The sequence below is a fragment of the Rubrimonas cliftonensis genome, assembly GCF_900107585.1.
Classification (GTDB): Bacteria; Pseudomonadota; Alphaproteobacteria; order Rhodobacterales; family Rhodobacteraceae; genus Rubrimonas; species Rubrimonas cliftonensis.
Genome location: NZ_FNQM01000001.1, coordinates 341,988 through 363,111, shown reverse-complemented (window position 1 = coordinate 363,111; position 21,124 = coordinate 341,988). Strand labels below are relative to the sequence as shown.

22 protein-coding genes and 1 other RNA gene are annotated in these 21,124 nt (G+C 72.9%); 12 read left to right on the top strand and 11 right to left on the bottom strand.

The window, feature by feature from the left end; translation table 11 throughout:
- Nucleotide 1: 1 nt before the first annotated feature.
- Both BLW43_RS01665 and BLW43_RS01660 read right to left on the bottom strand, forming a co-directional pair.
- The gene (locus tag BLW43_RS01665; protein WP_093247748.1) at nt 2-1,396 is read right to left on the bottom strand and encodes an L-serine ammonia-lyase; all 1,395 of its coding nucleotides are present in this window, start codon (nt 1,394-1,396) and stop codon (nt 2-4) included.
- 42 nt (nt 1,397-1,438) lie between these two features.
- Nucleotides 1,439-2,356, bottom strand: a complete 918-nt coding sequence (locus BLW43_RS01660; RefSeq protein WP_175478709.1) for a glycosyltransferase family 2 protein — start codon at nt 2,354-2,356, stop codon at nt 1,439-1,441.
- Between the two features lie 98 nt (nt 2,357-2,454).
- Between BLW43_RS01660 and rpiA the strand changes: the two genes are divergently transcribed.
- The 5 genes from rpiA to BLW43_RS01635 all read left to right on the top strand — a co-directional run bounded on the left by rpiA (nt 2,455) and on the right by BLW43_RS01635 (nt 8,354).
- A complete protein-coding gene (gene rpiA, locus BLW43_RS01655; RefSeq protein WP_093248165.1) occupies nt 2,455-3,183 on the top strand; it encodes a ribose-5-phosphate isomerase RpiA in 729 nt (242 codons plus the stop codon).
- A gap of 99 nt (nt 3,184-3,282) precedes the next feature.
- Entirely contained in the window at nt 3,283-4,632 is a 1,350-nt protein-coding gene (gor, locus tag BLW43_RS01650) for a glutathione-disulfide reductase (protein WP_093247745.1), read from the top strand.
- A gap of 152 nt (nt 4,633-4,784) precedes the next feature.
- The gene (gene hflK, locus BLW43_RS01645) at nt 4,785-5,930 is read left to right on the top strand and encodes an FtsH protease activity modulator HflK (protein ID WP_093247744.1); all 1,146 of its coding nucleotides are present in this window, start codon (nt 4,785-4,787) and stop codon (nt 5,928-5,930) included.
- Nucleotides 5,930-6,826, top strand: a complete 897-nt coding sequence (gene hflC / locus BLW43_RS01640) for a protease modulator HflC (RefSeq protein ID WP_093247743.1) — start codon at nt 5,930-5,932, stop codon at nt 6,824-6,826. The genes hflK and hflC overlap by 1 nt, the downstream gene beginning before the upstream one ends.
- Before the next feature lie 82 nt (nt 6,827-6,908).
- On the top strand, nt 6,909-8,354 hold the full coding sequence (locus tag BLW43_RS01635; RefSeq protein WP_093247741.1) for a DegQ family serine endoprotease: 1,446 nt from the start codon (nt 6,909-6,911) through the stop codon (nt 8,352-8,354).
- A 43-nt stretch (nt 8,355-8,397) separates the two neighbouring features.
- Here BLW43_RS01635 and BLW43_RS01630 read toward each other — a convergent pair whose 3' ends face one another.
- Nucleotides 8,398-9,183, bottom strand: a complete 786-nt coding sequence (locus BLW43_RS01630; RefSeq protein WP_175478708.1) for an alpha/beta fold hydrolase — start codon at nt 9,181-9,183, stop codon at nt 8,398-8,400.
- 136 nt (nt 9,184-9,319) lie between these two features.
- Between BLW43_RS01630 and BLW43_RS01625 the strand changes: the two genes are divergently transcribed.
- The 6 genes from BLW43_RS01625 (at nt 9,320) to BLW43_RS01600 (ending at nt 14,557) form a co-directional block, all read left to right on the top strand.
- Nucleotides 9,320-10,276, top strand: coding sequence for a metal ABC transporter solute-binding protein, Zn/Mn family (locus BLW43_RS01625; protein ID WP_093247739.1), 957 nt, complete (start codon nt 9,320-9,322; stop codon nt 10,274-10,276).
- A gap of 47 nt (nt 10,277-10,323) precedes the next feature.
- Nucleotides 10,324-11,103 carry a metal ABC transporter ATP-binding protein gene (locus tag BLW43_RS01620; protein ID WP_093248164.1) on the top strand — a complete coding sequence of 260 codons (780 nt, stop codon included), beginning with the start codon at nt 10,324-10,326 and terminating at the stop codon, nt 11,101-11,103.
- Nucleotides 11,104-11,107: 4 nt separating this feature from the next.
- Nucleotides 11,108-12,313 (top strand): metal ABC transporter permease, encoded by a 1,206-nt coding sequence (locus tag BLW43_RS01615; RefSeq protein WP_093247737.1) that lies wholly within the window; start codon nt 11,108-11,110, stop codon nt 12,311-12,313.
- A gap of 22 nt (nt 12,314-12,335) precedes the next feature.
- Nucleotides 12,336-13,256 (top strand): metal ABC transporter permease, encoded by a 921-nt coding sequence (locus BLW43_RS01610; protein WP_093248163.1) that lies wholly within the window; start codon nt 12,336-12,338, stop codon nt 13,254-13,256.
- A 35-nt stretch (nt 13,257-13,291) separates the two neighbouring features.
- The gene (locus tag BLW43_RS01605; protein ID WP_217632074.1) at nt 13,292-14,101 is read left to right on the top strand and encodes a transglycosylase SLT domain-containing protein; all 810 of its coding nucleotides are present in this window, start codon (nt 13,292-13,294) and stop codon (nt 14,099-14,101) included.
- A 72-nt stretch (nt 14,102-14,173) separates the two neighbouring features.
- A complete protein-coding gene (locus BLW43_RS01600; protein WP_093247733.1) occupies nt 14,174-14,557 on the top strand; it encodes an HIT domain-containing protein in 384 nt (127 codons plus the stop codon).
- A gap of 4 nt (nt 14,558-14,561) precedes the next feature.
- On the opposite strand, the gene recR is transcribed toward BLW43_RS01600, so the two are convergent.
- From recR to ffs, 5 genes are all read right to left on the bottom strand, one after another.
- Nucleotides 14,562-15,152, bottom strand: a complete 591-nt coding sequence (recR, locus tag BLW43_RS01595) for a recombination mediator RecR (RefSeq protein ID WP_093247731.1) — start codon at nt 15,150-15,152, stop codon at nt 14,562-14,564.
- Nucleotides 15,153-15,179: 27 nt separating this feature from the next.
- On the bottom strand, nt 15,180-15,518 hold the full coding sequence (locus BLW43_RS01590; RefSeq protein WP_093247729.1) for a YbaB/EbfC family nucleoid-associated protein: 339 nt from the start codon (nt 15,516-15,518) through the stop codon (nt 15,180-15,182).
- Nucleotides 15,519-15,586: 68 nt separating this feature from the next.
- Entirely contained in the window at nt 15,587-17,563 is a 1,977-nt protein-coding gene (locus BLW43_RS01585) for a DNA polymerase III subunit gamma/tau (protein WP_093247728.1), read from the bottom strand.
- A 67-nt stretch (nt 17,564-17,630) separates the two neighbouring features.
- Complete coding sequence (locus BLW43_RS01580; protein ID WP_093247727.1) at nt 17,631-18,080, bottom strand: methyltransferase family protein; 450 nt, start codon at nt 18,078-18,080, stop codon at nt 17,631-17,633.
- 63 nt (nt 18,081-18,143) lie between these two features.
- Nucleotides 18,144-18,240, bottom strand: an RNA gene (gene ffs, locus BLW43_RS01575) — signal recognition particle sRNA small type.
- 112 nt (nt 18,241-18,352) lie between these two features.
- On the opposite strand from ffs, the gene nudC reads away from it, so the two are divergent.
- Complete coding sequence (gene nudC / locus BLW43_RS01570) at nt 18,353-19,282, top strand: NAD(+) diphosphatase (RefSeq protein WP_093247725.1); 930 nt, start codon at nt 18,353-18,355, stop codon at nt 19,280-19,282.
- On the opposite strand, the gene BLW43_RS01565 is transcribed toward nudC, so the two are convergent.
- From BLW43_RS01565 to def, 3 genes are read right to left on the bottom strand one after another with little or no spacing between them, the layout of a single operon-like run.
- Nucleotides 19,279-19,515, bottom strand: a complete 237-nt coding sequence (locus tag BLW43_RS01565; protein WP_093247724.1) for a GlsB/YeaQ/YmgE family stress response membrane protein — start codon at nt 19,513-19,515, stop codon at nt 19,279-19,281. The two genes, nudC and BLW43_RS01565, sit on opposite strands and share 4 nt — an antisense overlap.
- Before the next feature lie 51 nt (nt 19,516-19,566).
- Complete coding sequence (fmt, locus tag BLW43_RS01560) at nt 19,567-20,487, bottom strand: methionyl-tRNA formyltransferase (protein ID WP_093247723.1); 921 nt, start codon at nt 20,485-20,487, stop codon at nt 19,567-19,569.
- Nucleotides 20,487-21,017: a peptide deformylase gene (gene def / locus BLW43_RS01555; protein WP_093247721.1), complete on the bottom strand. Its 531-nt coding sequence runs from the start codon at nt 21,015-21,017 to the stop codon at nt 20,487-20,489. Before def ends, fmt begins: the two co-directional genes overlap by 1 nt.
- Nucleotides 21,018-21,124 lie beyond the last annotated feature (107 nt).

Sequence of the window (21,124 nt, the reverse complement as noted above, 5' to 3'; positions counted from 1 at the left end):
CTCAGCAGTTGGGGACGTTGACGGCGAGGCCGCCGAGCGACGTCTCCTTGTACTTCTCCCCCATGTCGCGGCCGGTCTGGCGCATGGTCTCCACGCAGGCGTCGAGGCTGACGAGATGCGCCCCGTCGCCGCGCAGCGCCAGCGAGGCCGCGGTGACGGCCTTGACCGCGCCGAGCCCGTTGCGCTCGATGCACGGCACCTGAACGAGCCCCGCGATGGGGTCGCAGGTCATGCCGAGATGATGCTCCAGCGCGATCTCGGCCGCGTTCTCGACCCGTCGCGCGTCGCCGCCCCAGACATGGGCGAGGGCGGCGGCCGCCATGGCCGAGGCGGAGCCGACCTCGGCCTGGCAGCCGCACTCGGCGCCCGAGATCGAGGCGTTCGTCTTGATCAGCCCGCCGATCGCCGCGGCGGTCAGCAGCATGTCGCGCACGTCGGTCGGCCGGGCCCCGGCGACATGGTCGAGGTGATAGCGGATCGCCGCCGGGATCACCCCGGCCGCGCCGTTCGTCGGTGCCGTGACTACCTGCCCGCCGGCGGCGTTCTCCTCGTTGACGGCCATGGCGCAGACCGTCAGCCAGTCGTTCACCGTATGGGGCGCCGCGCGGTTGAGGCCGCGCTCCGCCACGAGCTGTTCGTGGATCGGCCCGGCGCGGCGGCGCACGCGCAGCCCGCCGGGCAGTTCGCCGCGCGCGGCGAGGCCGCGGTCGATGCAGGCCGACATCGTCGCCCATATGCGGTCGAGCCCGGCGTCGAGTTCGGCGCCGTCGCGGCGCGCGAGTTCGTTCGCACGCATCATGCCCGCGACGCCAAGCCCCGACGCGAGCGCCATGTCGAGCATCTGGGAGGCGGAGCGAAAAGCGAAGGGCAGGGGGGCATCGTCCGCGACGGCCTGATCGCGGCGCGCAAGCTCGGCCTCCGTGAGCACGAAGCCGCCGCCGACGGAATAGTACGTCTCGCGCGCGGCGACGACGCCGGCGGCGTCCCGCGCCTCCAGCACCATCGCGTTGGCGTGGCCGGGCAGGGGCGGGCCGTAGTCGAAAACGAGGTCGGCGTCGGGCTCGAAGCCCATCTCCGGAAGGTCCGGCGGCGCGACGCGCCCCTCCTCCTGCGCCCGGCGCACCGCGGCGGCGGCGGCTTCGGGCTCGAACGTCTCCGGCGTCTGCCCGGCGAGCCCCTGGATCACCGCGCGGTCCGTCGCATGGCCGCGTCCCGTGAAGGCGAGCGAGCCGTGCAGGCGGCACGAGAGCCGCGCCGGAGCGCCGGCCCCCGGCGCCCGCGAGGCCGGGTCGCGCAGCAGGTCGAGAAACCGCGCCGCGGCCGTCATGGGCCCCATGGTGTGGGAGCTGGACGGGCCGACCCCGATCTTGAAGATTTCGAAAACGCTCAGGACCATCTCGAACTCCAGCCGGTGCGGCGCGCCTTGCGGGGCGCCGGCTCAGCGACCCACTGTGCGCCGATATTCCTTCACGCACACGCCCAGCGCGCCGAGCATCGCGCCGAGCGCCTTGGCGCAGCGCGACAGGCGTCGGATGCGCCGCTCCGGACGCGAGGCCGGCGCGACCGCCGCCACGCCGTAATAGGCGGCCTGCAGCAGCCCCGAAAGGAAGGTTTGCGCGGAACTGTAGCCCTTGAGCCGGAACAGCGCCTCGGCGTTGCCGACGCGCATCGCGCGGCGCAGCAGCCAGGCGCGGGTCTGTTTCGCGGCGGGGCGGAACTCCACCTCATGGGTTTCCCGGGTCAGCGTCATGACCGCGCCGGCGGCGGCGGCGCGGGTGAAGTAGCCGGCGTCCTCGCCGCCGATGAGCGGCCTGCGTTCGTCGAAGGAGAGGCCGATATCGCCCCAGACGCGCCGCGACACCAGAACGCCGTTGGTGGCGACATGGCCGGTCAGCGCGGTGCGCGGGGGCGGGTCGGCCGGCTCCTTTCGGCCCTCGAACGCCTCCCCATACCGCGCCGGCGGCTCGAACTCCCAGCGCACGAGCGGCTTGACCACGTCGGCGGCTTCCTCGGCGGCGACTTTCAGCAGCGTGCGAAAGATGTCGGGCGCGACGGTCTGATCGGCGTCGAGCAGGAACACCGCGTCGTGGCCTCCGCGCCGCGCCGCCGCCAGCGCGCGGTTGCGCACGAAGGGAATGCCGAGCCGGCCCTCCGTCTCGACGCGCGCAGGGAACCGCCCCGCCGAATCGGCGACGAGCGCCGCGATCCGGGCGGCTTCGTCGGGGTCGGCGTTGTTGTCGACCACCAGGATCTCGATCGTCGCGCCCTCGGGGGCGTCCGCGCGCGCAAGGCTGTCGAGCGCGGCCTTCAGCAGTTGCGGGCGATTGCGCGTCGGTATCGAAACGAGCAGCCGCACAGCCTGCTTCTCCACGTCCGGCCCCGAAACGCTTCGCGGCGGAGATTGCGCCAGCCCCGCGGGAAGCTATGGTGCGCGACGAGCGAGGAGTCCAGCGCATGACCAAGACCCCCAGCGCCGCCGACGCCGGCAAGCGCGCCGCCGCGCTGGCGGCGCTTGACGATGTGCAGAGCGGGATGCGCCTCGGGCTCGGCACCGGGTCGACGGCCGACTGGTTCGTGCGCCTGCTGGGCGAGGCCTGCGGCGCGGGCCGCTTCAGGGACGTCGTCGGCGTGCCGACGAGCCTGCGGACGGGCGAACTCGCGGAGCGTTCCGGCCTGCGGCTGACAACCCTCGACGATGCCGGCTGGCTCGACCTGACGGTGGACGGCGCCGACGAGGTCGATCCGGAGTTGAACCTCATCAAGGGCGGCGGCGGGGCGCTGCTTCAGGAGAAGATCGTCGCCTGCGCGTCCGACCGCATGATCGTGATCGCGGATGCGAGCAAGTCCGTCGACGTGCTCGGGGCGTTTCCGCTGCCCGTGGAGATCGTGCCCTTCGGCTGGGAGACGACGAAGGCGCTGGTGGAGGCGGTGCTCGCGGACGCCGACGTGTCCGGTCGTGAGACCGCGCTGCGGCTCGCCAGGGACACGCCCTTCATCACCGACGGCGGCCACATGATCCTCGATCTCAGGCTCGGTCGAATCGGCGCTCCCCGGCGGCTCGCGTCGGAGCTCGTGGCGATCCCCGGCGTGATCGACACCGGCCTGTTCCTCGGCGTCGCCGACGCCGCGATCTTCGGGCGCGAGGACGGAGGGACCGAAAGGCGCGACGCGCCGAAGGCGTGACCGCGCGCCGGCCGCGCGGCGGCGGCGAAGGGCAAGCTCCGCCGGTTGCGCGGCGGTCGGGCGGACCGCCGGCCTTCGGCGGCCGGATGAGGGGGATCGATGGCTTTCGACTATGACCTTTTCGTGATCGGCGGGGGCTCCGGCGGCGTGCGCGCCGGCCGCCTCGCCGCGCAGGGCGGCGCGAAGGTGGGCGTGGCGGAGGAGCACCGCTTCGGTGGCACCTGCGTCATCCGCGGCTGCGTGCCGAAGAAGCTCATGGTCTACGCCTCCGCCTTCTCGGAGGCGTTCGAGGACGCCCGCGGCTTCGGGTGGAGCGTGGGCGAGACCAGCTTCGACTGGCCGACCTTCCTTCAGGCGAAGGATCGCGAGATCGCGCGGCTTGAGTCGATCTACGAGCGCAACCTGTCGAATGCGGGCGCCACGCTGCATCGCTGCCGTGCGACGGTGGCGGGGCCGCACGAGGTGGCGCTGGCCGAGGGCGGAACCGTCAGCGCCCGCCACATCCTCGTCGCGACCGGCGGGGCGCCCTTCGTGCCGGACATGCCCGGGCGCGCTCTCGGGATCACGTCGAACGAAGCGTTCCATCTCGACCGGCTGCCGCGCAAGGTCCTGCTCGTCGGCGGCGGCTACATCGCCTGCGAGTTCGCCTGCATCTTCCACGGGCTGGGGGTGGAGACGACGCTGGTCTATCGCGGCGACATGTTTCTCAAGGGCTTCGACAACAACCTTCGCGCCTTCGTCGCGGAGAGCATGGCGGCGCGCGGCGTCGACGTGCGCTTCGGCGAGGACGTCGTCGCCATCGAGGAGACCAGCGACGGCCTGCGCGCGAAGCTGCGGTCCGGCGGCGAGGCGAGCGCCGACGTCGTGTTCTTCGGCACGGGCCGACGGCCCAACACCGCCGGCCTCGGGCTGGAGGACGTCGGCGTGGCGCTGACGCCGGGCGGCGCGGTGAAGGTGGACGACTATTCCCAGTCCACCGTCCCGTCGATCTACGCGGTCGGCGACGTGACCGACCGCATGGCCCTGACGCCCGTGGCGATCCGCGAGGGCGCCGCCTTCGTCGAGACGGTGTTCAACGGCCGGCCGACGAAGCCCGATCACGCCTGCGTCGCCACCGCGGTCTTCACCCAGCCAGAGCTCGGCACGGTGGGGCTGACGGAGGAGCAGGCCCGCGCGGAGGGCGAGGTGGAGATCTACCGCGCGATCTTCCGGCCGATGATGGCGACGCTTTCGGGACGTGACGAAAAGGTGATGATGAAGCTCGTGGTGCGGCCGTCGGACCGCCGGGTGCTCGGCGTGCACATCGCCGGTCACGCCGCAGGCGAGATGATCCAGCTCGCCGGCGTTGCGGTGAAGATGGGCGCCACCAAGGAGGATTTCGACCGCACCGTCGCCGTGCATCCGACTGCGGCGGAGGAGCTCGTGACGATGCGCGACCCGGTTGCGTGACGGTCGCGGCGCGACATCGTCGCGCCCCTTGAACCCCGGGCCCGCGGCTCCAGGCGCGGCGCAACGAAAAAGAAGCGCCGGGCTGCGCGTTGCGACGCCGCCGGGGGGCGCCTATAACCAGTGCACGGTTCGTGCAGGAGGATCAGGTCCATATGCCTTGGAGCAATAATTCCGGCGGTCCCTGGGGCGGGGGCGGCCAGGGAGGCGGATCCGGCGGCGGCAAGGGGCCGTGGGGCGGCGGCGGCGGCGGCGGCGGCGACCGCAGGCCGCCCGACATCGACGACATCCTGCGCCAGGGGCGCGAGAAACTCCGGGTGATCGTCGGCGGCGGCGGCGGGGGCCGCGGGCGCGGCGGCGGCGGTCTGCCGCCGCTCGGCAGGAAGGGCTTCGCGCTCATCGGCGTCGCGCTTGTCGCCGTGTGGATTTTCGCGTCGCTCTATACGGTCAAGCCCGAAGAGCAGTCCGTCGAGCTTCTGTTCGGCGAGTACATCGGCACGCGCGACAGCGGCCTGCAGTTCGCGCCATTCCCCTTCGTGACCTACGAGAAGCGCGCGGTGACGCGGGAAAACACCGTGGACATCGGTTTCGAACAGAGTTCGCGCAACCGCCTCGCGGACACCGGCCTGATGCTCACCGGCGACGAGAACATCGTCGACATCGATTTTCAGGTCGTGTGGAACATCAACGACCTGCGGGCGCATCTCTTCAATCTGGCGGGCCAGACCGAGACCATCCGCGCCGTGAGCGAGTCCGCGATGCGGGAAGTGATCGGCCGCTCCCAGCTCAGCCCGATCCTCAACCGTGACCGCGCGCTCGTCAGCCAGCAGGTCCGCGACCTGATCCAGCAGACGCTCGACGGCTACGAGGCCGGCGTGAACATCCTGCGCGTGAACTTCGACCGCGCCGACCCGCCGAACGAGGTCATCGACGCATTCCGCGACGTTCAGGCGGCGGCGCAGGACCGCAACACCGCCGAGAGCCGCGCCGAGGCCTACGCAAACCAGGCGCTCGCCGAGGCGCGCGGCTCCGCGGCGCAGATCCTCCAGGAGGCCGAAGCCTACGCGGCGCAGACGGTCAACGAGGCCTCGGGCGAGGCGGCGCGCTTCGTGTCGATCTACGACGAATACGCCCGCGCCCCTGACGTGACGCGGCAGCGCCTCTATCTGGAGACGATGGAGAGGGTGCTCGGCGGCATGGACAAGGTGATCCTTGACGACGTCGGCGCCAATGGCGGGGGTGGACAGGGCGTCGTGCCCTATCTCCCCCTCAACGAACTGACCCGCAGGAGCGACCGGTGATGCAGGGACGTTGGCCGATCATCGCAGGGGCGGCGCTCGCCGTCGGGCTTTTCCTGCTTGCGAACGCGCTGTTCATCGTGGACGAGCGCCAGCGCGCGCTGGTGCTGCAGTTCGGTCAGGTCCGCGGCGACCCGGTCGAGGAGCCGGGCCTCTACGTCAAGGCGCCGTTCATCCAGAACGTCGTCTATTTCGAGGATCGCATCCTGCCGCTCGACACCCGGGCGCTCGAGGTCACGCCGCTCGACGATCGCCGTCTGGTCGTGGACGCCTTCGCCCGCTGGCGCATCGTCGACACGATCCGCTTCCGCCAGGCGGTCTTTGACGAGGCGGCGGCGGTTCCGCGGCTCGAGCGCATCCTGAACGCCTCACTGCGCGAGGTTCTGGGTTCGGTCGGTTCGGACGCGGTGCTGTCGGACGAGCGCACGGCGCTGATGGAGCAGATCCGCGACGACGCGCGGACATCCGCCCGCGAACTCGGCGTCGACATCGTCGACGTCCGCATCCGTCGCGCCGACCTTCCCGAACAGAACCTCCAGGCGACCTTCGAGCGCATGAAGGCCGAGCGCGAGCGCGAGGCCGCCGATGAACGGGCCCGCGGCGCCGAGGCCGCGCAGCGCGTGCGTGCGAACGCCGACAGGCAGGCGGTCGAACTCGTCTCCGAGGCGCGCCGGGAAGCCGACGTGATCCGCGGCCGGGCCGACGCCGAGCGCAACGCCGTCTTCGCAGAGGCCTTTGGGCGCGACCCCGAGTTCTTCGCGTTCTACCGGTCGATGCGGGCCTATGAGGGCGCGCTGCAGGGCGGCAACTCGTCGATGGTGATGTCGCCCGAGAGCGAGTTCTTCAACTACCTGCGCAACCCCAACGGCGCGCCTGCGCAGGCGAGACCGACGCAGTGAGTGCGGGCGCCATGCGCCCGATGCGGTCGCCGCGCGCGCGCGGCGGCCGCCCGTAGCGGCCTTTTGAGCCAGGAGTCGAAACATGACTGAGTTTTCGCGACTGTTCAGTTTGGCCCTCAGGGCTGGGGCCGTCGGCCTGACCATGGGCCTCGCCGCGCCGGCCTTTGCGCCGGACGAGGCGGCGGCGCAGGAGCGGCCGCCCAGTTTCGCCGATCTCGCCGAGCAGCTGAGCCCCGCGGTCGTCAATATCTCCACCAGGCAGAGCGTCGGCGCGGCCGGGCCGCAGCCGCCCAACATTCCCGAGGGCGCCCCGTTCGAGGACCTGTTCCGGGACTTCTTCGAGCGCAACCAGCGCGGCCCGCGCTCGGTCAGCTCGCTGGGCTCAGGCTTCGTGATCGACCCCTCGGGCGTGATCGTCACGAACAACCACGTGATCGAGAACGCCGATGAGATCGTCGCCAACTTCTCGGACGGCTCGTCGCTGCCGGCGACGCTGCTCGGCACCGACCCCAAGACCGACATCGCGGTGCTGAAGGTCGAGCCGACGTCGCCGCTCATCTCCGTCGATCTCGGCGACAGCGACGCCATCCGGGTCGGGGACTGGGTGCTGGCGATCGGCAACCCGTTCGGCCTCGGCGGCTCGGTTTCGGCGGGCATCGTCTCGGCCCGCAACCGCGACATCAACGCGGGCCCCTACGACGACTTCATCCAGACCGACGCGGCGATCAATCGGGGCAACTCCGGCGGTCCGCTGTTCAACCTCGAAGGTCAGGTGATCGGCGTCAACACGGCGATCATCTCGCCCTCGGGCGGCTCCATCGGCATCGGCTTCTCGGTTCCGTCCAATCTCGTCAACAACATCGTCGCGCAGCTGCGCGAATACGGCCAGACCCGGCGCGGCTGGCTCGGCGTGCGCATCCAGACCGTCACGCCCGAGATCGCGGAGGGGCTTGATCTCGATCCGGCCCGCGGCGCGCTCATCGCCGACGTGACGCGCGGCGGTCCGGCGGCGGAGGCGGGCATGGAGCCGGGCGACGTCATCGTGACCTTCGACGGACAGGACGTCGACGAGATGCGGGATCTGCCGCGCATCGTGGCCGACACCGCCGTGGGGGCCGATGTGCCGGTCGGCGTGTGGCGCAAGGGCTCGCTCCAGACCCTGCGCGTGGAGGTGGGCCTGCTGGAGGAGAACGAGGTCGCGACGCTGCCTGACGGCGCCAACGGCGCGCCGAGCGCTGAGCTCGGCATGACGCTTGAGGCGCTGACCGCCGAGACGCGCGCCAATCTCGGTCTCGACGAGGACGTGGAAGGCGTCGTGGTGTCTGCGGTGGAGAGCGACAGCCCCGCCGCGGAGAAGGGCGTACGGCCGGGCGACGTCATCGTGGAGGTGGCCCAGACGCCGGTCAGCCAGCCGCGCGAGGTGGTCGCCAAGATCGACGAGGCCCGCAAGGCCCGCCGGTCCACCGTGCTGCTCCTGCTGCAGACGGCCGGCGAACTGCGCTTTGTCGCCCTGAGCCTCGAGAACTGAGTCAAAGGCCGATCTTCGCCGCCGCCCGCCCGGGCGACGGCGTTCAGACCAGCGCGGCGGCTTCGTCCCGGGCGAGCCGCGGCGCCACCTTCTCCTCCATCCACGCATCGAGACGCCACGCGATCCGCTTCCAATGCGGGTCAATCGGCGCGCCGTGGGCCATTTCGGCGAGGACGGCCGTCTCGGCGCCATAGAACGCGGCGAGCGCCATGAGGTCGGTCGGCGGAATGAAGGCGTCGGCGGCCCCCAGAAGCGCCAGCGTCGGCGCTCGTCTGGCCAGCATCCACGCCGGCAGATCCCAGGTCATCGCGTCGAGCAGCGCCAGGGGGCTCTCCGGCGCGGGCGAGGGTGCGTGCTCGCGGATCCAGGTCTCTGGCGTGTCGGAGGTGAACAGCGTCTCGCGCACCGCCGCCACGCTGAGCAGCGCGCCGGCCCCGGCCTGCGCGGCGAGAAGCGCCGCGAGGGCCCGCGGCCGCACCGTCGACAGCTGCATCAGCGAGGGCGCGATCCCGAAGGGGCCGGGCGACCCCACCAGCGCAAGCCCGGCCACCGGCCGCTCCGCCGCGAGATGCTGCGCGATGAGGCCGCCGAGCGAATGGCCCACCACGACAGGCGGCGCATCCAGCGCATCGGCCGCGGCCCGCGCGGCGGCGACATAGGCGCGAAGCCGCGCGTGCGGCCCGGTCCGAAGATCGGGCGTGGCGACTTCGCGGCCTCTTGCGGCGAACCAGGGCGCGATGAAGCGCCGCCACATCTCGGGGCCGCCGAACGCGCCGTGCAGAAAAAGGATCGGCGGCTGGCCGTTCGGCGTGGTCTGGCTTCTGCGCACCGTCGCAAGCTCTCCTGCAATCACTTTTGGCGCATAGTTTATCACCGGGCGCGCGACCGCCGCCAGCGTCGTGCTTGACTTCGCGTCCGGCCTCTCCATTCTAATGAGAATAATTCGCATTAACAGGAGAGGCATCATGCTCTCGCGACGCGCGCTGGTTAAGGCCGGAGCCGCCTTATGCGCGGCTCCGGCGCTCGCCGCCGGGTCGGACCGACTGGATGTCGTGGCGACGACCGCGATGATCGCGGACGCCGCGCGCGCGATCGGCGGCGACAGGGTTTCGGTTCGGGCGCTGATGGGGCCGGGCGTCGATCCGCACGGCTACCGGCAGACGCGGACCGACGTGCTGGCGCTGTCGCGCGCGGGCCTCGTTCTGTGGAACGGGCTCTATCTGGAGGCGCAGCTCGAGGAGCTGCTGCTGGATCTGGGCGCCAGGCGGCGTGTCGTGGCGGTCGCCGAGGCCGCGCCCGAGGCGACGCTGCTGGCGCATGCGGACTATGCCGGCCGGTTCGACCCTCATCTCTGGATGGCCCCGCCGCAGTGGCGGCACGCCGTGGAGGCGGTGGCGGCGGCGCTGTCGGAGGCCCAGCCCGCGGGCGCCGACGATTTCGGCGCCAACGCGCAGGTCTATCTCGACGATATGACGAGGCTCGACCGCTACGCGCGCGAGACGCTGGCCTCGGTGCCCGAGGCGGCCCGCATGCTGGTGACCGCGCATGACGCCTTCGGCTATTTCGGCCGCGCCTACGGCTTCGACGTCGAGGGCGTGCAGGGCGTCTCCACCGAGGCGGAGGCGGGACTGCGGCGCATCGAGGAACTGGTGGCGCTGATCGTCGCGCGCCGCGTGCCGGCGGTGTTCGTGGAGAGCTCCGTTGCGCAACGCAACGTGCGCGCGCTGGTGGAGGGGGCCGCCGCGCAGGGCTGGCGGGTGAGCATCGGCGCGGAGCTCTTTGCAGACGCGATGGGCGCGGAAGGCTCCTATGAGGGCACCTATGTGGGCATGATCGACCACAACGTGACGGTCATCGCCCGCGCGCTCGGCGGCGCCGCGCCCGAGCGCGGCCTCAACGGACGGCTGGAGGTGGCGGCGTGAGCACGGGGGGCGACGCGTCAGCCCTGCGCGCCTCCGGCCTCGGCGGGATGCTCGAGGTCGTCGGCGCGCATCGCGGCGCCGAGGCGCGCGACGCCGTCACGGTGCGCAGCGTCACCGTGTCCTATGGCGAGCGGCCCGCGGTCTTCGCCGTCGACGCGACCTTCCCCGCCGGGGCGATGACGGCCGTGGTCGGCCCCAACGGCGCCGGCAAGTCCACCCTGATGAAGGCGATGGTCGACGCGGCGCCGAAGCTGGCGGGGGAGGTGCGCTTCTTCGGCGAGCCCTTCGCCCGGGCGCGCGGCCGCGTCGCCTATGTCCCGCAGCGCGCAAGCGTGGACTGGGAGTTCCCCGCCCGCGCCGTCGACGTCGCGATGATGGGGCTCTACCGCGAGATCGGGCTGTTCCGCCTCGCGCGCCGCCGCCACCGCGAGGCGGCGCTCGCCGCGCTCGATCGCGTGGGCATGGCCGACTTCGCGGAGCGGCAGATCGGGCAGCTCTCCGGCGGCCAGCAGCAGCGCGTGTTTCTGGCCCGCGCGCTGGCGCAGGGGGCCGACGCGTTCCTGCTCGACGAACCTTTCGCCGGCGTCGACGCGACGACCGAGCGCGCCGTCATCGCCCTGCTGCGCGAGCTGCGCGACCGGGGCGCCGTGGTGATCTGCGTGCATCACGACCTCTCGACGCTGAACGACTATTTCGACCGCGCGCTTCTGATGAACGTGCGGCGGGTGAGCGAGGGGCCCGTCGCCGAGGCCGCGACGCCCGAGGCGCTTCAGGCGGCCTATGGCGGCAGGCTGGCTCAGGCGCGCGCCGAGGCGATGGCGGGCTAGAGCGATGGATGTGGCGCTGTTTCTGGGCGCGCTCGCGCTTTCGGCGGGCTGGAACACCGCGCTCGTGACGGTGGGGGCGGCGCTGCTGGGCGCGGCGGCCGGCGCCGCCGGAGCGTTCCTGTTCCTGCGGCGGCGGGCGCTGGCGGCGGACGCCGCGGCCCATGCGACCCTGCCGGGCGTCGCGCTGGCATTCATCGCGATGGTGTGGATGGGGGGCGACGGCCGCTGGCTGCCGGGGCTCATGCTGGGCTCGGCGGCGTCCGCGGCCCTGGGGCTCTGGGCGGTCGAGGCGATCCCGCGCCGCACGCGGCTCGGCGAGGACGCGGCCATCGGCGGCGTTCTGGCGAGCTTCTTCGGCTTCGGCGTCGTGCTGCTGACCGTCATCCAGGCGATGCCCGGCGGGCGTCAGGCGGGTCTCGACGGCTTTCTGCTCGGCGCGACGGCGGGGATGCTCCAGGCCGAGGCGCTGACCATCGCCAGCATGGGGGCGGCCCTCGCCCTTGCGACCTTCGCGCTGCGCAGGCCCATGACGCTGGCCTCCTTCGACCCCGGCTACGCCGCGGCTGTGGGGGTGAACGTGCGCGCGGTCGACCTCGCGATCCTCGCGCTGGCGCTGGCCGTGACCGTGACCGGCCTGAAGGTGGTGGGGCTGATCCTGATCGTCGCGCTGCTGATCATCCCGCCGGCGGCGGCGCGGTTCTGGACCGAGCGGGTCGACCTCACCGCGCTGGGCGCGGCGCTGATCGGCGCGGTGTCTGCATGGATCGGCGCGGCGCTGTCGGCGGCGATCCCCGGAGCGCCCACCGGCGCGCTGGTGGTGCTGAGCGCGGCGGCGCTGTTCACCGTCTCCATGCTCATGGCGCCGAAGCGCGGCGCGCTCGCCGAGGCGCTGGCGCGACGCCGGCTGAGCCGGCGCGTGCACCGGCGCCAGGGGCTGCTCGCGCTGGCGCGGGGCGAGGCGATCCACGACCGCGACAGCCTGCGCGCGCTGCGCGGCGAGGGCCTCATCGGCCGTGACGGCGCGCCGACGATGGCGGGCCGGGCGGCGGCGGCGGCCGCGCTGCGCGACGAGGCCCGCTGGGCGCTCGCCCGGGCCGACGCGCCCGGCGCGCCCGGCATGGAGGGGCTGCGGCCGATCGCGGAGGCCTTCACGCCCGACGAGATCGCGGCCTTCGACGCGCGGCTCGGCGCGCTGAGGCTGGCGCCATGAGACCCGCGCCATGATCGGGGGGATGAGCCACGCCGAGTTCGTCGCGCTCGGCCTGCCGCCGCTGGTCGCCGCCCTGCTCGGCGCGCTCGCCTGCGCGCTGCCGGGCAATTTCCTGCTGCTGCGTCGTCAGGCGCTGATCGGCGACGCGATCTCCCATGTCGCGCTGCCGGGCATCGTGCTCGCCTTCCTGCTGACGGGGACGATCTCGACATGGCCCATGATGCTGGGCGCCGGCGTCGCGGCGCTGGCGGCGGCGGCGATGATCGAGGCGGTGCGTCGGCTCGGCCGTCTCGAGCCGGGGGCGGCGATGGGCGTGGTGTTCACGACGCTGTTCGCCGTCGGCGTCGTCGCGCTGGAGCTGAGTTCGGCGTCGTCCGTGCACATCGACGTCGAGCATGCGCTCTACGGCAACCTGGAGAGCGTCGTCTGGTTCGAGGCGGAGGGCTGGGGCTCGCTGCTCGACCCCGAGGCGCTCGCGGCGGCGCCGGCGCAGATCTGGCGCATGGCCGGGGCGCTGGCGCTGATGGCGCTCTGCGCCCGGCTGTTCTGGAAGGAGCTTGCGCTGAGCGCGTTCGACGCGGGCTTCGCGGCCAGCGTCGGCGCGCGGCCGAGGCTCGCCGGCGCCGCGCTGACGGCGGCGACGGCGGTTGCGGCGGTCGCGGCCTTCGAGGCGGTGGGCTCGGTCATCGTCATCGCGATGTTCATCTGCCCGCCGGCGGCGGCCCGGCTGATGACCGACCGGCTGGACGCGCAGGTGGCGTGGAGCCTCGTCTTCGCCGTGGCCTCCGCGTTCTTCGGCTGGCTGCTCGCCGGCTGGGGGCCGGGATGGCTGGGCTACCAGGGGTCGGTCAGCGCCGCCGGGATGATCGCGACGGTCGCTGGCCTGATCATGTTCGCGGCATGCGCCGTCGGGCCGAAGCGTCGCGGCGTCGCCCATCCGTGACGCGTTCGTCACGATTGCGCGGTAGATCACGGGCCATGCTGGCGCGTCTGTTTCTCCTGGCCTGTCTGCTCTGCTCGGCCGCCCCGTCAGCGCAGGGGCGGGAGGCGCGCGAGATCTGCGGGCTGATCGCGCGCGGGGCGGCGGCGCATGGCCTTCCGGCGCCTTATCTCGCGCGGCTGATCTGGACCGAGAGCCGTTTCGACGCGCGGGCGCTCAGCCCGAAGGGCGCGCAGGGCGTGGCGCAGTTCATGCCCGGCACCGCGGCCCTGCGCGGGCTGCGCGACCCGTGGGATCCGGCGCAGGCGATTCCCGCCGCCGCGGCCTACCTCGCCGAGCTGCGCGCCCGCTTCGGCGACCTCGGTCGCGCCGCGGCGGCCTACAACGCCGGCGAGGCGCGCGTCTCCGACTGGCTGGCGGGGCGTCGCGGCCTTCCGGCGGAGACGCGGGCCTATGTCGTGAAGATCACGGATCGCCCGGCGGACTGGTTCCGGCCTGGTGGGCGCGAGGTCGAGCCTGCGCCGCTGGAGCCGCATCTCGGCTTCCTCGACGCCTGCGAGCGCCTGCCGGTGATGCGGACCCGCGCCGCCTCGGCGACTTCGCAGCCGTGGGGCGCGCAGCTCGCCGGCGCCGTCTCGCGCGACGCCGCGCTGGCCGCGTTCCGGCGCCTGCAGCAGCGCTACCCCGCCCTGCAGGGCGAATCGCCGATGCTGGTGCGCAACAACCTGAGGCGCAACGCGACCGCCTACTGGGCGGTGCGCGTGGGCCGGGACAGCCGCGCCGCCGCGCAGTCGCTCTGCCGGCGCGTGAAGGCGCAGGGCGGCTACTGCATCGTGCATCGAAGTTGAATCGCGGCGCTTTGCGCGGGGGTCCGGGCGCAGCTATAGATTTTACGCCTGCCGCCCAGGAGATTGCGCCCTATGCCCTATGAGTACGACAGCCAGAACATTTTCGCCCGGATTCTGCGCGGGGAGATCCCCTGCGCGCGGGTCCATGAGACAGAGCACAGCCTGGCCTTCAAGGACATCAATCCGCAGGCGCCTACCCACGTGCTCGTCATTCCCAAGGGCGCCTACGTCAACTACGACCACTTCTCCGCGGAGGCGTCCGACGCGGAGATCGTGGATTTCACCCGTGCGGTGGGCAAGGTGGCGGCGATGCTCGGCCATGCCCAGATCGCCGGCGGCGAGGGCTATCGCATCCTCTCCAACGCAGGGCCGGACGCCCATCAGGAGGTGCCGCACCTCCACGTCCACATCTTCGGCGGCAAGTTCCTGGGCCGGATGATCAAGGTGCCCGACTGAGGGCTCAGAGCGCCCGCCGCGCCCGCAGGGCGGCGCCGATGGTGCCGTCGTCCAGGTAGTCGAGCTCGCCGCCCACGGGCACGCCCTGCGCGAGCGAGGTGACCGGCACGCCCAGCGCGGCGAGGCTGTCGGCGACGTAGTGGGCGGTGGTCACGCCGTCGACCGTCGCATTCAGGGCGAGAATGACCTCGCGGGCGGTCGCCGCGCGCTCCGCCAGCGCCGGGATGCGCAGATCATCGGGGCCGACGCCGTCGAGCGCGGAGAGCACGCCGCCGAGCACATGGTAGCGCCCGCGGAAGGCGCCTGCGCGCTCCATCGCCCACAGGTCTCCGACCTCCTCCACCACGCAGATCAGCCCGTCGTCGCGCTCGGGGTCGCGGCAGATCGCGCAGATTTCCGTGGTGTCGAGGTTGCCGCAGCGCGCGCAGAGCCTGGCGCGCTCGGCGACAGTGGCCATCGCCTCGGCCAGCGGCGCGAGCAGCGCCTCGCGCCGCCGCACCAGCGCCAGCACGGCGCGGCGCGCGGAGCGCGGCCCGAGCCCCGGCAGCTTGGCCATCAGCGCGATCAGGCGCTGAATCTCCCCGCCGTCATCCATCGACGCCACCGGCGGACACCGGCCGGCTCAGCCGAACGGCGGGGCCATGCCGGGGGGCAGCGCCATGCCTTCGGTGATCTTCGCCATTTCGGCCTGCGCGGCCTCCTGCGCCTTGGCGTGCGCGTCGTTCACGGCTGCGACCACGAGATCCTCGAGCACCTCGCGCTCGCCCTCGACCATCAGCGAGGGGTCGATGGAGAGCCGCCGCAGCTCGCCCCGGCCGCTGACCGCCGCGGTGACGAGGCCGGCGCCGGAGCCGCCTTCGGCCTCGATCGAGGCGACGCGCTCCTGCGCCTCGGCAAGCCGCTCCTGCATCTGCTTGGCCTGCTGCATCAGCTTGGCCATGTCGCCGAGACCCTTGAACATTGCCGGCTCCTCTCCCTTCGCCTGTCAGTCTGCTTACCGGAGGCCGTGGCGGGCGGCCAGTCGCGGGCCTACGACTCTTCGAAAGGATCGAACGGCGACCAGTCCTCGCCGGCGTAGGCGTCGAGCGGCGGCGCGCCGTCGTAGTCTTCGTCCGGGGGCGCGACGTCGCCCTCGTCGTCGATGGTGTCCGAGGGAGCGTCCACCTCCTGCGCGAAGGGCCGAACCGTCGCGATCTCGGCGCCGGGGAAGGCGGCGAGGGCGGCCGCGACGAGCGGGTTCCGCGCCGCCTCCGCGCGCATCGCGGCGGCCTCGGCGGCGCGGCGCTCCTCGATCGTGGGCGCGTCGCAGTCCGGCGCCTGCGAGACGCTCCAGCGGGCGCCGGTCCATGCGGTCAGCCGGCCGGCGAGCTCCGTGAGCAGCGCGGCGTCGGTTCCCGGGGCGAGAGCGGCTCGGATGCGCCCCGGCCGGCACTCGGCGACGCGCAGTCCCCGCTCGACGTTGACCAGCAGGCGGAGATCGCGCCGCGCGCGGATCAGCGCGATCACCGCGTCGAAATCCGCATAGGGAAGGAGGGCCGCGGGCGCCTCCTCCGGCTCCGGCTCCGGCTCCGGCTCGGTCTCCGGTTCGGGCGGCGGTTCAGGGTGGGGCGCGCGCTCGGCCCGCGCCGCCGGCGCCTGCGCCACGGCCTGTCCGGCGCGCGCAGGCTGAGCCGAGACCGCCGCGCCTGCCGAGACCGCCGTGACCGCCGCGCGGGTGGGCGGCTGCGCGATCCGCGCTTCCTGCCCCGCGCCGCGAGCGGGGCCGGCGGAACCGTCTCCGTCGCCATTGCGGTCGGGCGCGGGGGCGTTGCGCGGCCCGGACGCCGACGCCGACGCCGACCCTGGCGACCCGCCGGCCGAGAGGCGGCGCACGAGATCCTCGGGACTGGGCAGGTCCGCCACATGGGTCAACCGGATCACGGCCATCTCTGCGGCCATCATGACGTTGGGCGCGACCGCGACCTCCTCCAGCGCCTTGAGCAGCATCTGCCAGGCGCGCGCGAGGCTGCGCATGCCGAGCCGCTCCGCCAGCGCCCGGCCGCGCTCGCGCTCCGCCGCCGCCGCGGCGGGGTCGTCGGCGGCGTCTGGCGCCACCTTCACGACCGAGAGCCAGTGCGTCACCTCGGCGAGATCGCGCAGCACCGCCTCCGGGTCGGCGCCGTCGGCGTATTGCGCGCCAAGCTCGGCGAGCGCGCCGGCGGCGTCGCCGCGCATGATCGCCTCGAAAAGGTCGAGTACGCGGCCGCGGTCTGCGAGGCCGAGCATCGCGCGCACCTCGGCGGCGCTGGTCTCCGGCCCGCCGGGCGTCAGCGCCTGGTCCATCAGCGACAGCGCGTCGCGCACCGAGCCGCCCGCCGCCCGCGTGATCAGCGCCAGCGCGTCGTTGGCGATCGCCGCGCCCTCCGCCTCGGCCACGCCGCGCAGGTAGCCCATCATCACCTCCGGCTCGATGCGCCGGAGGTCGAATCGCTGGCATCGGCTGAGGATGGTGGCCGGCACCTTGCGGATCTCGGTGGTGGCGAAAATGAACTTCACATGGGGCGGCGGCTCCTCCAGCGTCTTCAGCAGCGCGTTGAAGGCGCTGGTGGAGAGCATGTGCACCTCGTCGAGGATGAACACGCGGAAGCGGCCCGAGGGCGCGGTTCGCGCCATCTCGGTGACGTCGCGCACGAAGTCGACGCCGGTGTTGGAGGCGGCGTCGATCTCCAGCACGTCGATGTAGCGCCCCTCGGCGATGCGCCGGCACGGCTCGCAGACGCCGCAGGGCGCAACCGTGGGGCCGCCGCTTCCGTCCACGCCCTCGCAGTTGAGGCCCTTGGCGATGATGCGGGCGGTGGTCGTCTTGCCGACGCCGCGCACGCCGGTCAGCACGAAGGCGTGATGGATGCGGTCTGATGCGAAGGCGTTGCGCAGCACGCGCACCATCGCCTCCTGGCCGATCAGCGCCGCGAAGTCCTGCGGACGGTGCTTGCGGGCGAGGGCCTGATACACGGGCTGGTCGGTCATCGCGTCCTCGCCGGGGAGATCGGCGCGAGACTACCGGGCGCGCGGGCGGGCTCGCAAGGCGCGCGGCTCACAGCCGCCGGCGCACGCGCGCCGCGTAGTCCCGCCACTCCGAGCCGAAGGTCTCCAGCAGGATCGCCTCCTCGGGGATCGCGAAGCGCTTCAGCAGCAGCAAGGCGTAGGCGGCGGGGAAGATGAACGCGGTCGTCTCGCCGCAGATCAGCGCCCAGCCGGCCAGAATCATGACGAGGCTGCGGTAGATCGGGTTGCGCGTGAAGGCGAAGGGGCCCTCGGTCAGCAGGGCGCGGGGCGTCTGGCGGGGCTCGATGGGCGTGCGGCGCTTCAGAAAGAACCACGCCGCCCAGAGCGCGAGCCCGAGAGCGAGGGCGATCAGCGCCCGACCGCCCCAGAGCGCCGGCGTCGCGGGCAGGGGCGCGATCGTGACGTTCTCGGCCCATAGCCAGATGAGCGCGGCGAAGAGCGCGCCCCAGACCGGGGGAAGATCGAGCCCGCGGAGCATCGCGACACCTTGTTGGAGAAGCGGGGCTGGAGAAGCGTGGCCCGAGGGGAGCGACGAGAGGCGGGTGAGAGGCTGGACAACGACCCAAGCGGGGCTCGTTACGGCTGCTTCCTTCCGGACCTGACCGGGTTGGCGAGGCGCCTGCCCGCGCCAACCTCTCATGCTTCAGATAGCAACGACCGGCCCCGGGCGCAACGGTCGGCTCGCGTTGCGCAGGCCGGCGCGGCGGTGCATCCTGCGCGCTCAGCGTTCCCGCCGAGAGGCCCCTTTCCATGATCGACGCGTTATTCGCCGGCGGCGCGATCGAGCGGGCGACGCATCTGCGCGCGTCCAGCGCCGCGATGCTCGACGACGAGGGCGCGCGCGTGCTGCCTTTCTGGCGCGGCAAACCGCTGATCTCCGACGGGCCGCGGCTCGCGTGGCTCGGGGCGGGCGACGGCGCGCTGTCGGGCGCGCGGGAGGCGCCGGTGTTTCTCGGCATGGCGCCGGACGGCCCGCGATTCGCGCTCGACCTGAGCCACCTCGAAGGCCCGGAGAGCGAGCCGGGCTTTCTCGATCCGGCGACCCTGCCGCTCGGCGACCACGGGATTTTCCGCGAGCTGCGCGGCCTGATGTCGGACCTCGACGCCGCCGCGGCGGGCGACGCGGCCACTGCGAAGGGCGTGCTGGAATGGCACCGCAGCCACCCCTGCTGCGCCCGCTGCGGCAAGCCGACGATGATGGAGGACGGCGGCTGGCGCCGCGGCTGCGGGGCCTGCGGCGCCAAACACTTCCCGCGGACGGACCCCGTCGTGATCATGCTGATCCTGCACGGCGACCGTGTCCTTCTGGGGCGTCAGGCGGCCTGGCCGGAGGGCATGTACTCCCTGCTCGCGGGGTTCATGGAGCCCGGCGAGACGATCGAGGACGCGGTGCGGCGCGAGACGCTGGAGGAAGCCGGCGTGCCGGTCGGGCCGGTGCGCTACCTGTGCTCGCAGCCCTGGCCGTTCCCGTCCTCGCTGATGCTGGGCTGCGCAGGTCTGGCGCTCGACGCCGCCATCCATCGCGCCGACGAGGAGCTGCAGGACGCGCTGTGGGCGCCGAAGGCGGAGGTCGCGGCGTCGCTCCGCGGCGAGCCCGGCCGCTTCACCGCCGCGCGCAAAGGCGCCGTCGCCCGGGCGATCCTCGAGGCCTGGGTGGCCGGCGAGGTGGAGGAGTTCTAGCCGCGCGCGCCGTAGCGCTGGATCAGCCAGATCAGCAGGCAGGCGCAGGCCACGGCGCCGATGAAGCTGCCGATCAGCGGCACGACGAAGCGCAGCACGAAGCCGCCTGCGAGCGCGCCGAGAACGCCGATGGCGACCGTCTGCGGCACGCTCATGCGCACCTCCATGATGCGGGTCGCAAGCCAGCCTGCGACGGCGCCGAGCAGCGCCAGCATGATCACCGAGCCGAGCATCGCGTTCCCCCTGTAGGCGTCGGCGCAGCCTATCCGCCATGGCGCGCCGCGTCAGCCGAGACGTCCGCCTTTGGGAGCGTGAAATCCGCGCAGCAGTTCGTCTGCGTCCATGGCGCCCTTGCCGGGCCGCTGCGCGCGGAGAATGCGCAGGGCGCGGCCGTCGCCGCAGGCCACGAGCAGGCGGTCGTCCAGCAGCGCACCCGGCGCGCCGGCGCCCGGCTCCTCGCGCGCCAGCAGGATCTTGAGGCGCTCGGCGCCCGCCTCGGTCCACGCGCCGGGGGCGGGGTTGAGACCGCGCACGAGGCGCGCGAGGCGTGCCGCGGGCGCCGTCCAGTCGATGCGCGCCTCGGCCTTGTCGATCTTGGCGGCGTAGGTCGCACCCGCGTCGGGCTGGCGCTCGGGCGTCGTCAGCCCCGCTTCCAGCGCCGTCAGCGTGTCCGCCAGCAACGGCGCGCCGAGAAGCGCGAGACGCGCCGCAAGCGCGCCGGCCGTCTCCTCGGGGCCGATGGGCGTCGCGGCCCGGGCGAGCACCGGCCCTGTGTCCAGCCCCGCCTCCATCTGCATCACGCACACGCCGGTCTCCGCGTCGCCGGCCATGATCGCGCGCTGGACCGGCGCCGCGCCGCGCCAGCGCGGCAGCAGCGAGCCGTGGAGGTTCACGCAGCCGAGCCGCGGCGCGTCGAGCACCGGCTGCGGCAGGATCAGGCCGTAGGCGACGACCACGGCGGCGTCGAGGCGGAGCGCGGCGAAGTCCGCCTGCGCCCCGGCGTCGCGCAGGGTGGGCGGCGTGCGCACCGGCAGGCCGAGCCGCTCCGCGAGTGCGTGCGTGGCGGTGGGCTGGAGCTTCTTGCCCCGGCCCGCCGGGCGCGGCGGCTGGCTGTAGACCGCCGCGATCTCGAAGCCGTCGCGCCCCGCCAACTCCTCGAGGGCCGTGGCGGCGAACGCCGGCGCGCCCATGAAGGCGATGCGCATCAGGCGTCCGACGCGGCCTTGGCGCGCTCGCGCTTCAGCTTCTTCATCTTCTCGGTGATCATCATGCGCCGCGCGGCGCCGAGATAGTCGATGAAGAGCCTGCCGTTGAGGTGGTCGATCTCGTGCTGCACGCAGGTCGCCCACAGCTCGTCGAAGCTGCGCTCTATCAGCGCGCCGTTGCGGTCGAGATAGCGCACCGTGACCGAGGCCGGGCGCGTCACCGGCGCATAGACCTCGGGGATCGAAAGGCAGCCTTCCTCGTGCTCGTTGAGCGCCTCGGACGCCTCTACGATCTCGGGATTGACCATCGCGACCGGCTCGGGGAGCTGGTCCTTGGCCGCGCAGTCCATCACCAGCACGCGCAGGCCGACGCCGATCTGCGGCGCGGCGAGGCCGACGCCGGGCGCCTCGTACATCGTGTCGAACATGTCGTCGATGAGGTCCGTCACCACGTCGTCGACCACGGCCACGGGCGCGCAGACCTTCTTCAGCCGCGGGTCGGGATGGATGAGGATGGGGCGCGTCGTCATGGGCGCGAGGTAGCGACGCGGAGCAGGCCGGTCAATCCCCGGCCTTGCGGGGCGCCTTCGGCTGTCGCGGCCATTGCCGCACCGCACGCGCCGCCGTAGCTTTCCGC

Coding starts and splice junctions, on each gene's coding strand:
- rpiA (WP_093248165.1), top strand. CDS start 2,455: ATGACCAAGACCCCCAGCGCCGCCGACGCCGGCAAGCGCGCCGCCGCG.
- BLW43_RS01565 (WP_093247724.1), bottom strand. CDS start 19,515: ATGCTCGGCTCGGTGATCATGCTGGCGCTGCTCGGCGCCGTCGCAGGC.
- BLW43_RS01615 (WP_093247737.1), top strand. CDS start 11,108: ATGGATGTGGCGCTGTTTCTGGGCGCGCTCGCGCTTTCGGCGGGCTGG.
- BLW43_RS01580 (WP_093247727.1), bottom strand. CDS start 18,080: ATGCTCCGCGGGCTCGATCTTCCCCCGGTCTGGGGCGCGCTCTTCGCC.
- BLW43_RS01625 (WP_093247739.1), top strand. CDS start 9,320: ATGCTCTCGCGACGCGCGCTGGTTAAGGCCGGAGCCGCCTTATGCGCG.
- BLW43_RS01665 (WP_093247748.1), bottom strand. CDS start 1,396: ATGGTCCTGAGCGTTTTCGAAATCTTCAAGATCGGGGTCGGCCCGTCC.
- BLW43_RS01635 (WP_093247741.1), top strand. CDS start 6,909: ATGACTGAGTTTTCGCGACTGTTCAGTTTGGCCCTCAGGGCTGGGGCC.
- BLW43_RS01600 (WP_093247733.1), top strand. CDS start 14,174: ATGCCCTATGAGTACGACAGCCAGAACATTTTCGCCCGGATTCTGCGC.
- BLW43_RS01610 (WP_093248163.1), top strand. CDS start 12,336: ATGAGCCACGCCGAGTTCGTCGCGCTCGGCCTGCCGCCGCTGGTCGCC.
- hflK (WP_093247744.1), top strand. CDS start 4,785: ATGCCTTGGAGCAATAATTCCGGCGGTCCCTGGGGCGGGGGCGGCCAG.
- def (WP_093247721.1), bottom strand. CDS start 21,017: ATGACGACGCGCCCCATCCTCATCCATCCCGACCCGCGGCTGAAGAAG.
- recR (WP_093247731.1), bottom strand. CDS start 15,152: ATGGATGACGGCGGGGAGATTCAGCGCCTGATCGCGCTGATGGCCAAG.
- gor (WP_093247745.1), top strand. CDS start 3,283: ATGGCTTTCGACTATGACCTTTTCGTGATCGGCGGGGGCTCCGGCGGC.
- BLW43_RS01605 (WP_217632074.1), top strand. CDS start 13,292: ATGCTGGCGCGTCTGTTTCTCCTGGCCTGTCTGCTCTGCTCGGCCGCC.
- nudC (WP_093247725.1), top strand. CDS start 18,353: ATGATCGACGCGTTATTCGCCGGCGGCGCGATCGAGCGGGCGACGCAT.
- BLW43_RS01620 (WP_093248164.1), top strand. CDS start 10,324: ATGCTCGAGGTCGTCGGCGCGCATCGCGGCGCCGAGGCGCGCGACGCC.
- hflC (WP_093247743.1), top strand. CDS start 5,930: ATGCAGGGACGTTGGCCGATCATCGCAGGGGCGGCGCTCGCCGTCGGG.
- BLW43_RS01590 (WP_093247729.1), bottom strand. CDS start 15,518: ATGTTCAAGGGTCTCGGCGACATGGCCAAGCTGATGCAGCAGGCCAAG.
- fmt (WP_093247723.1), bottom strand. CDS start 20,487: ATGCGCATCGCCTTCATGGGCGCGCCGGCGTTCGCCGCCACGGCCCTC.
- BLW43_RS01585 (WP_093247728.1), bottom strand. CDS start 17,563: ATGACCGACCAGCCCGTGTATCAGGCCCTCGCCCGCAAGCACCGTCCG.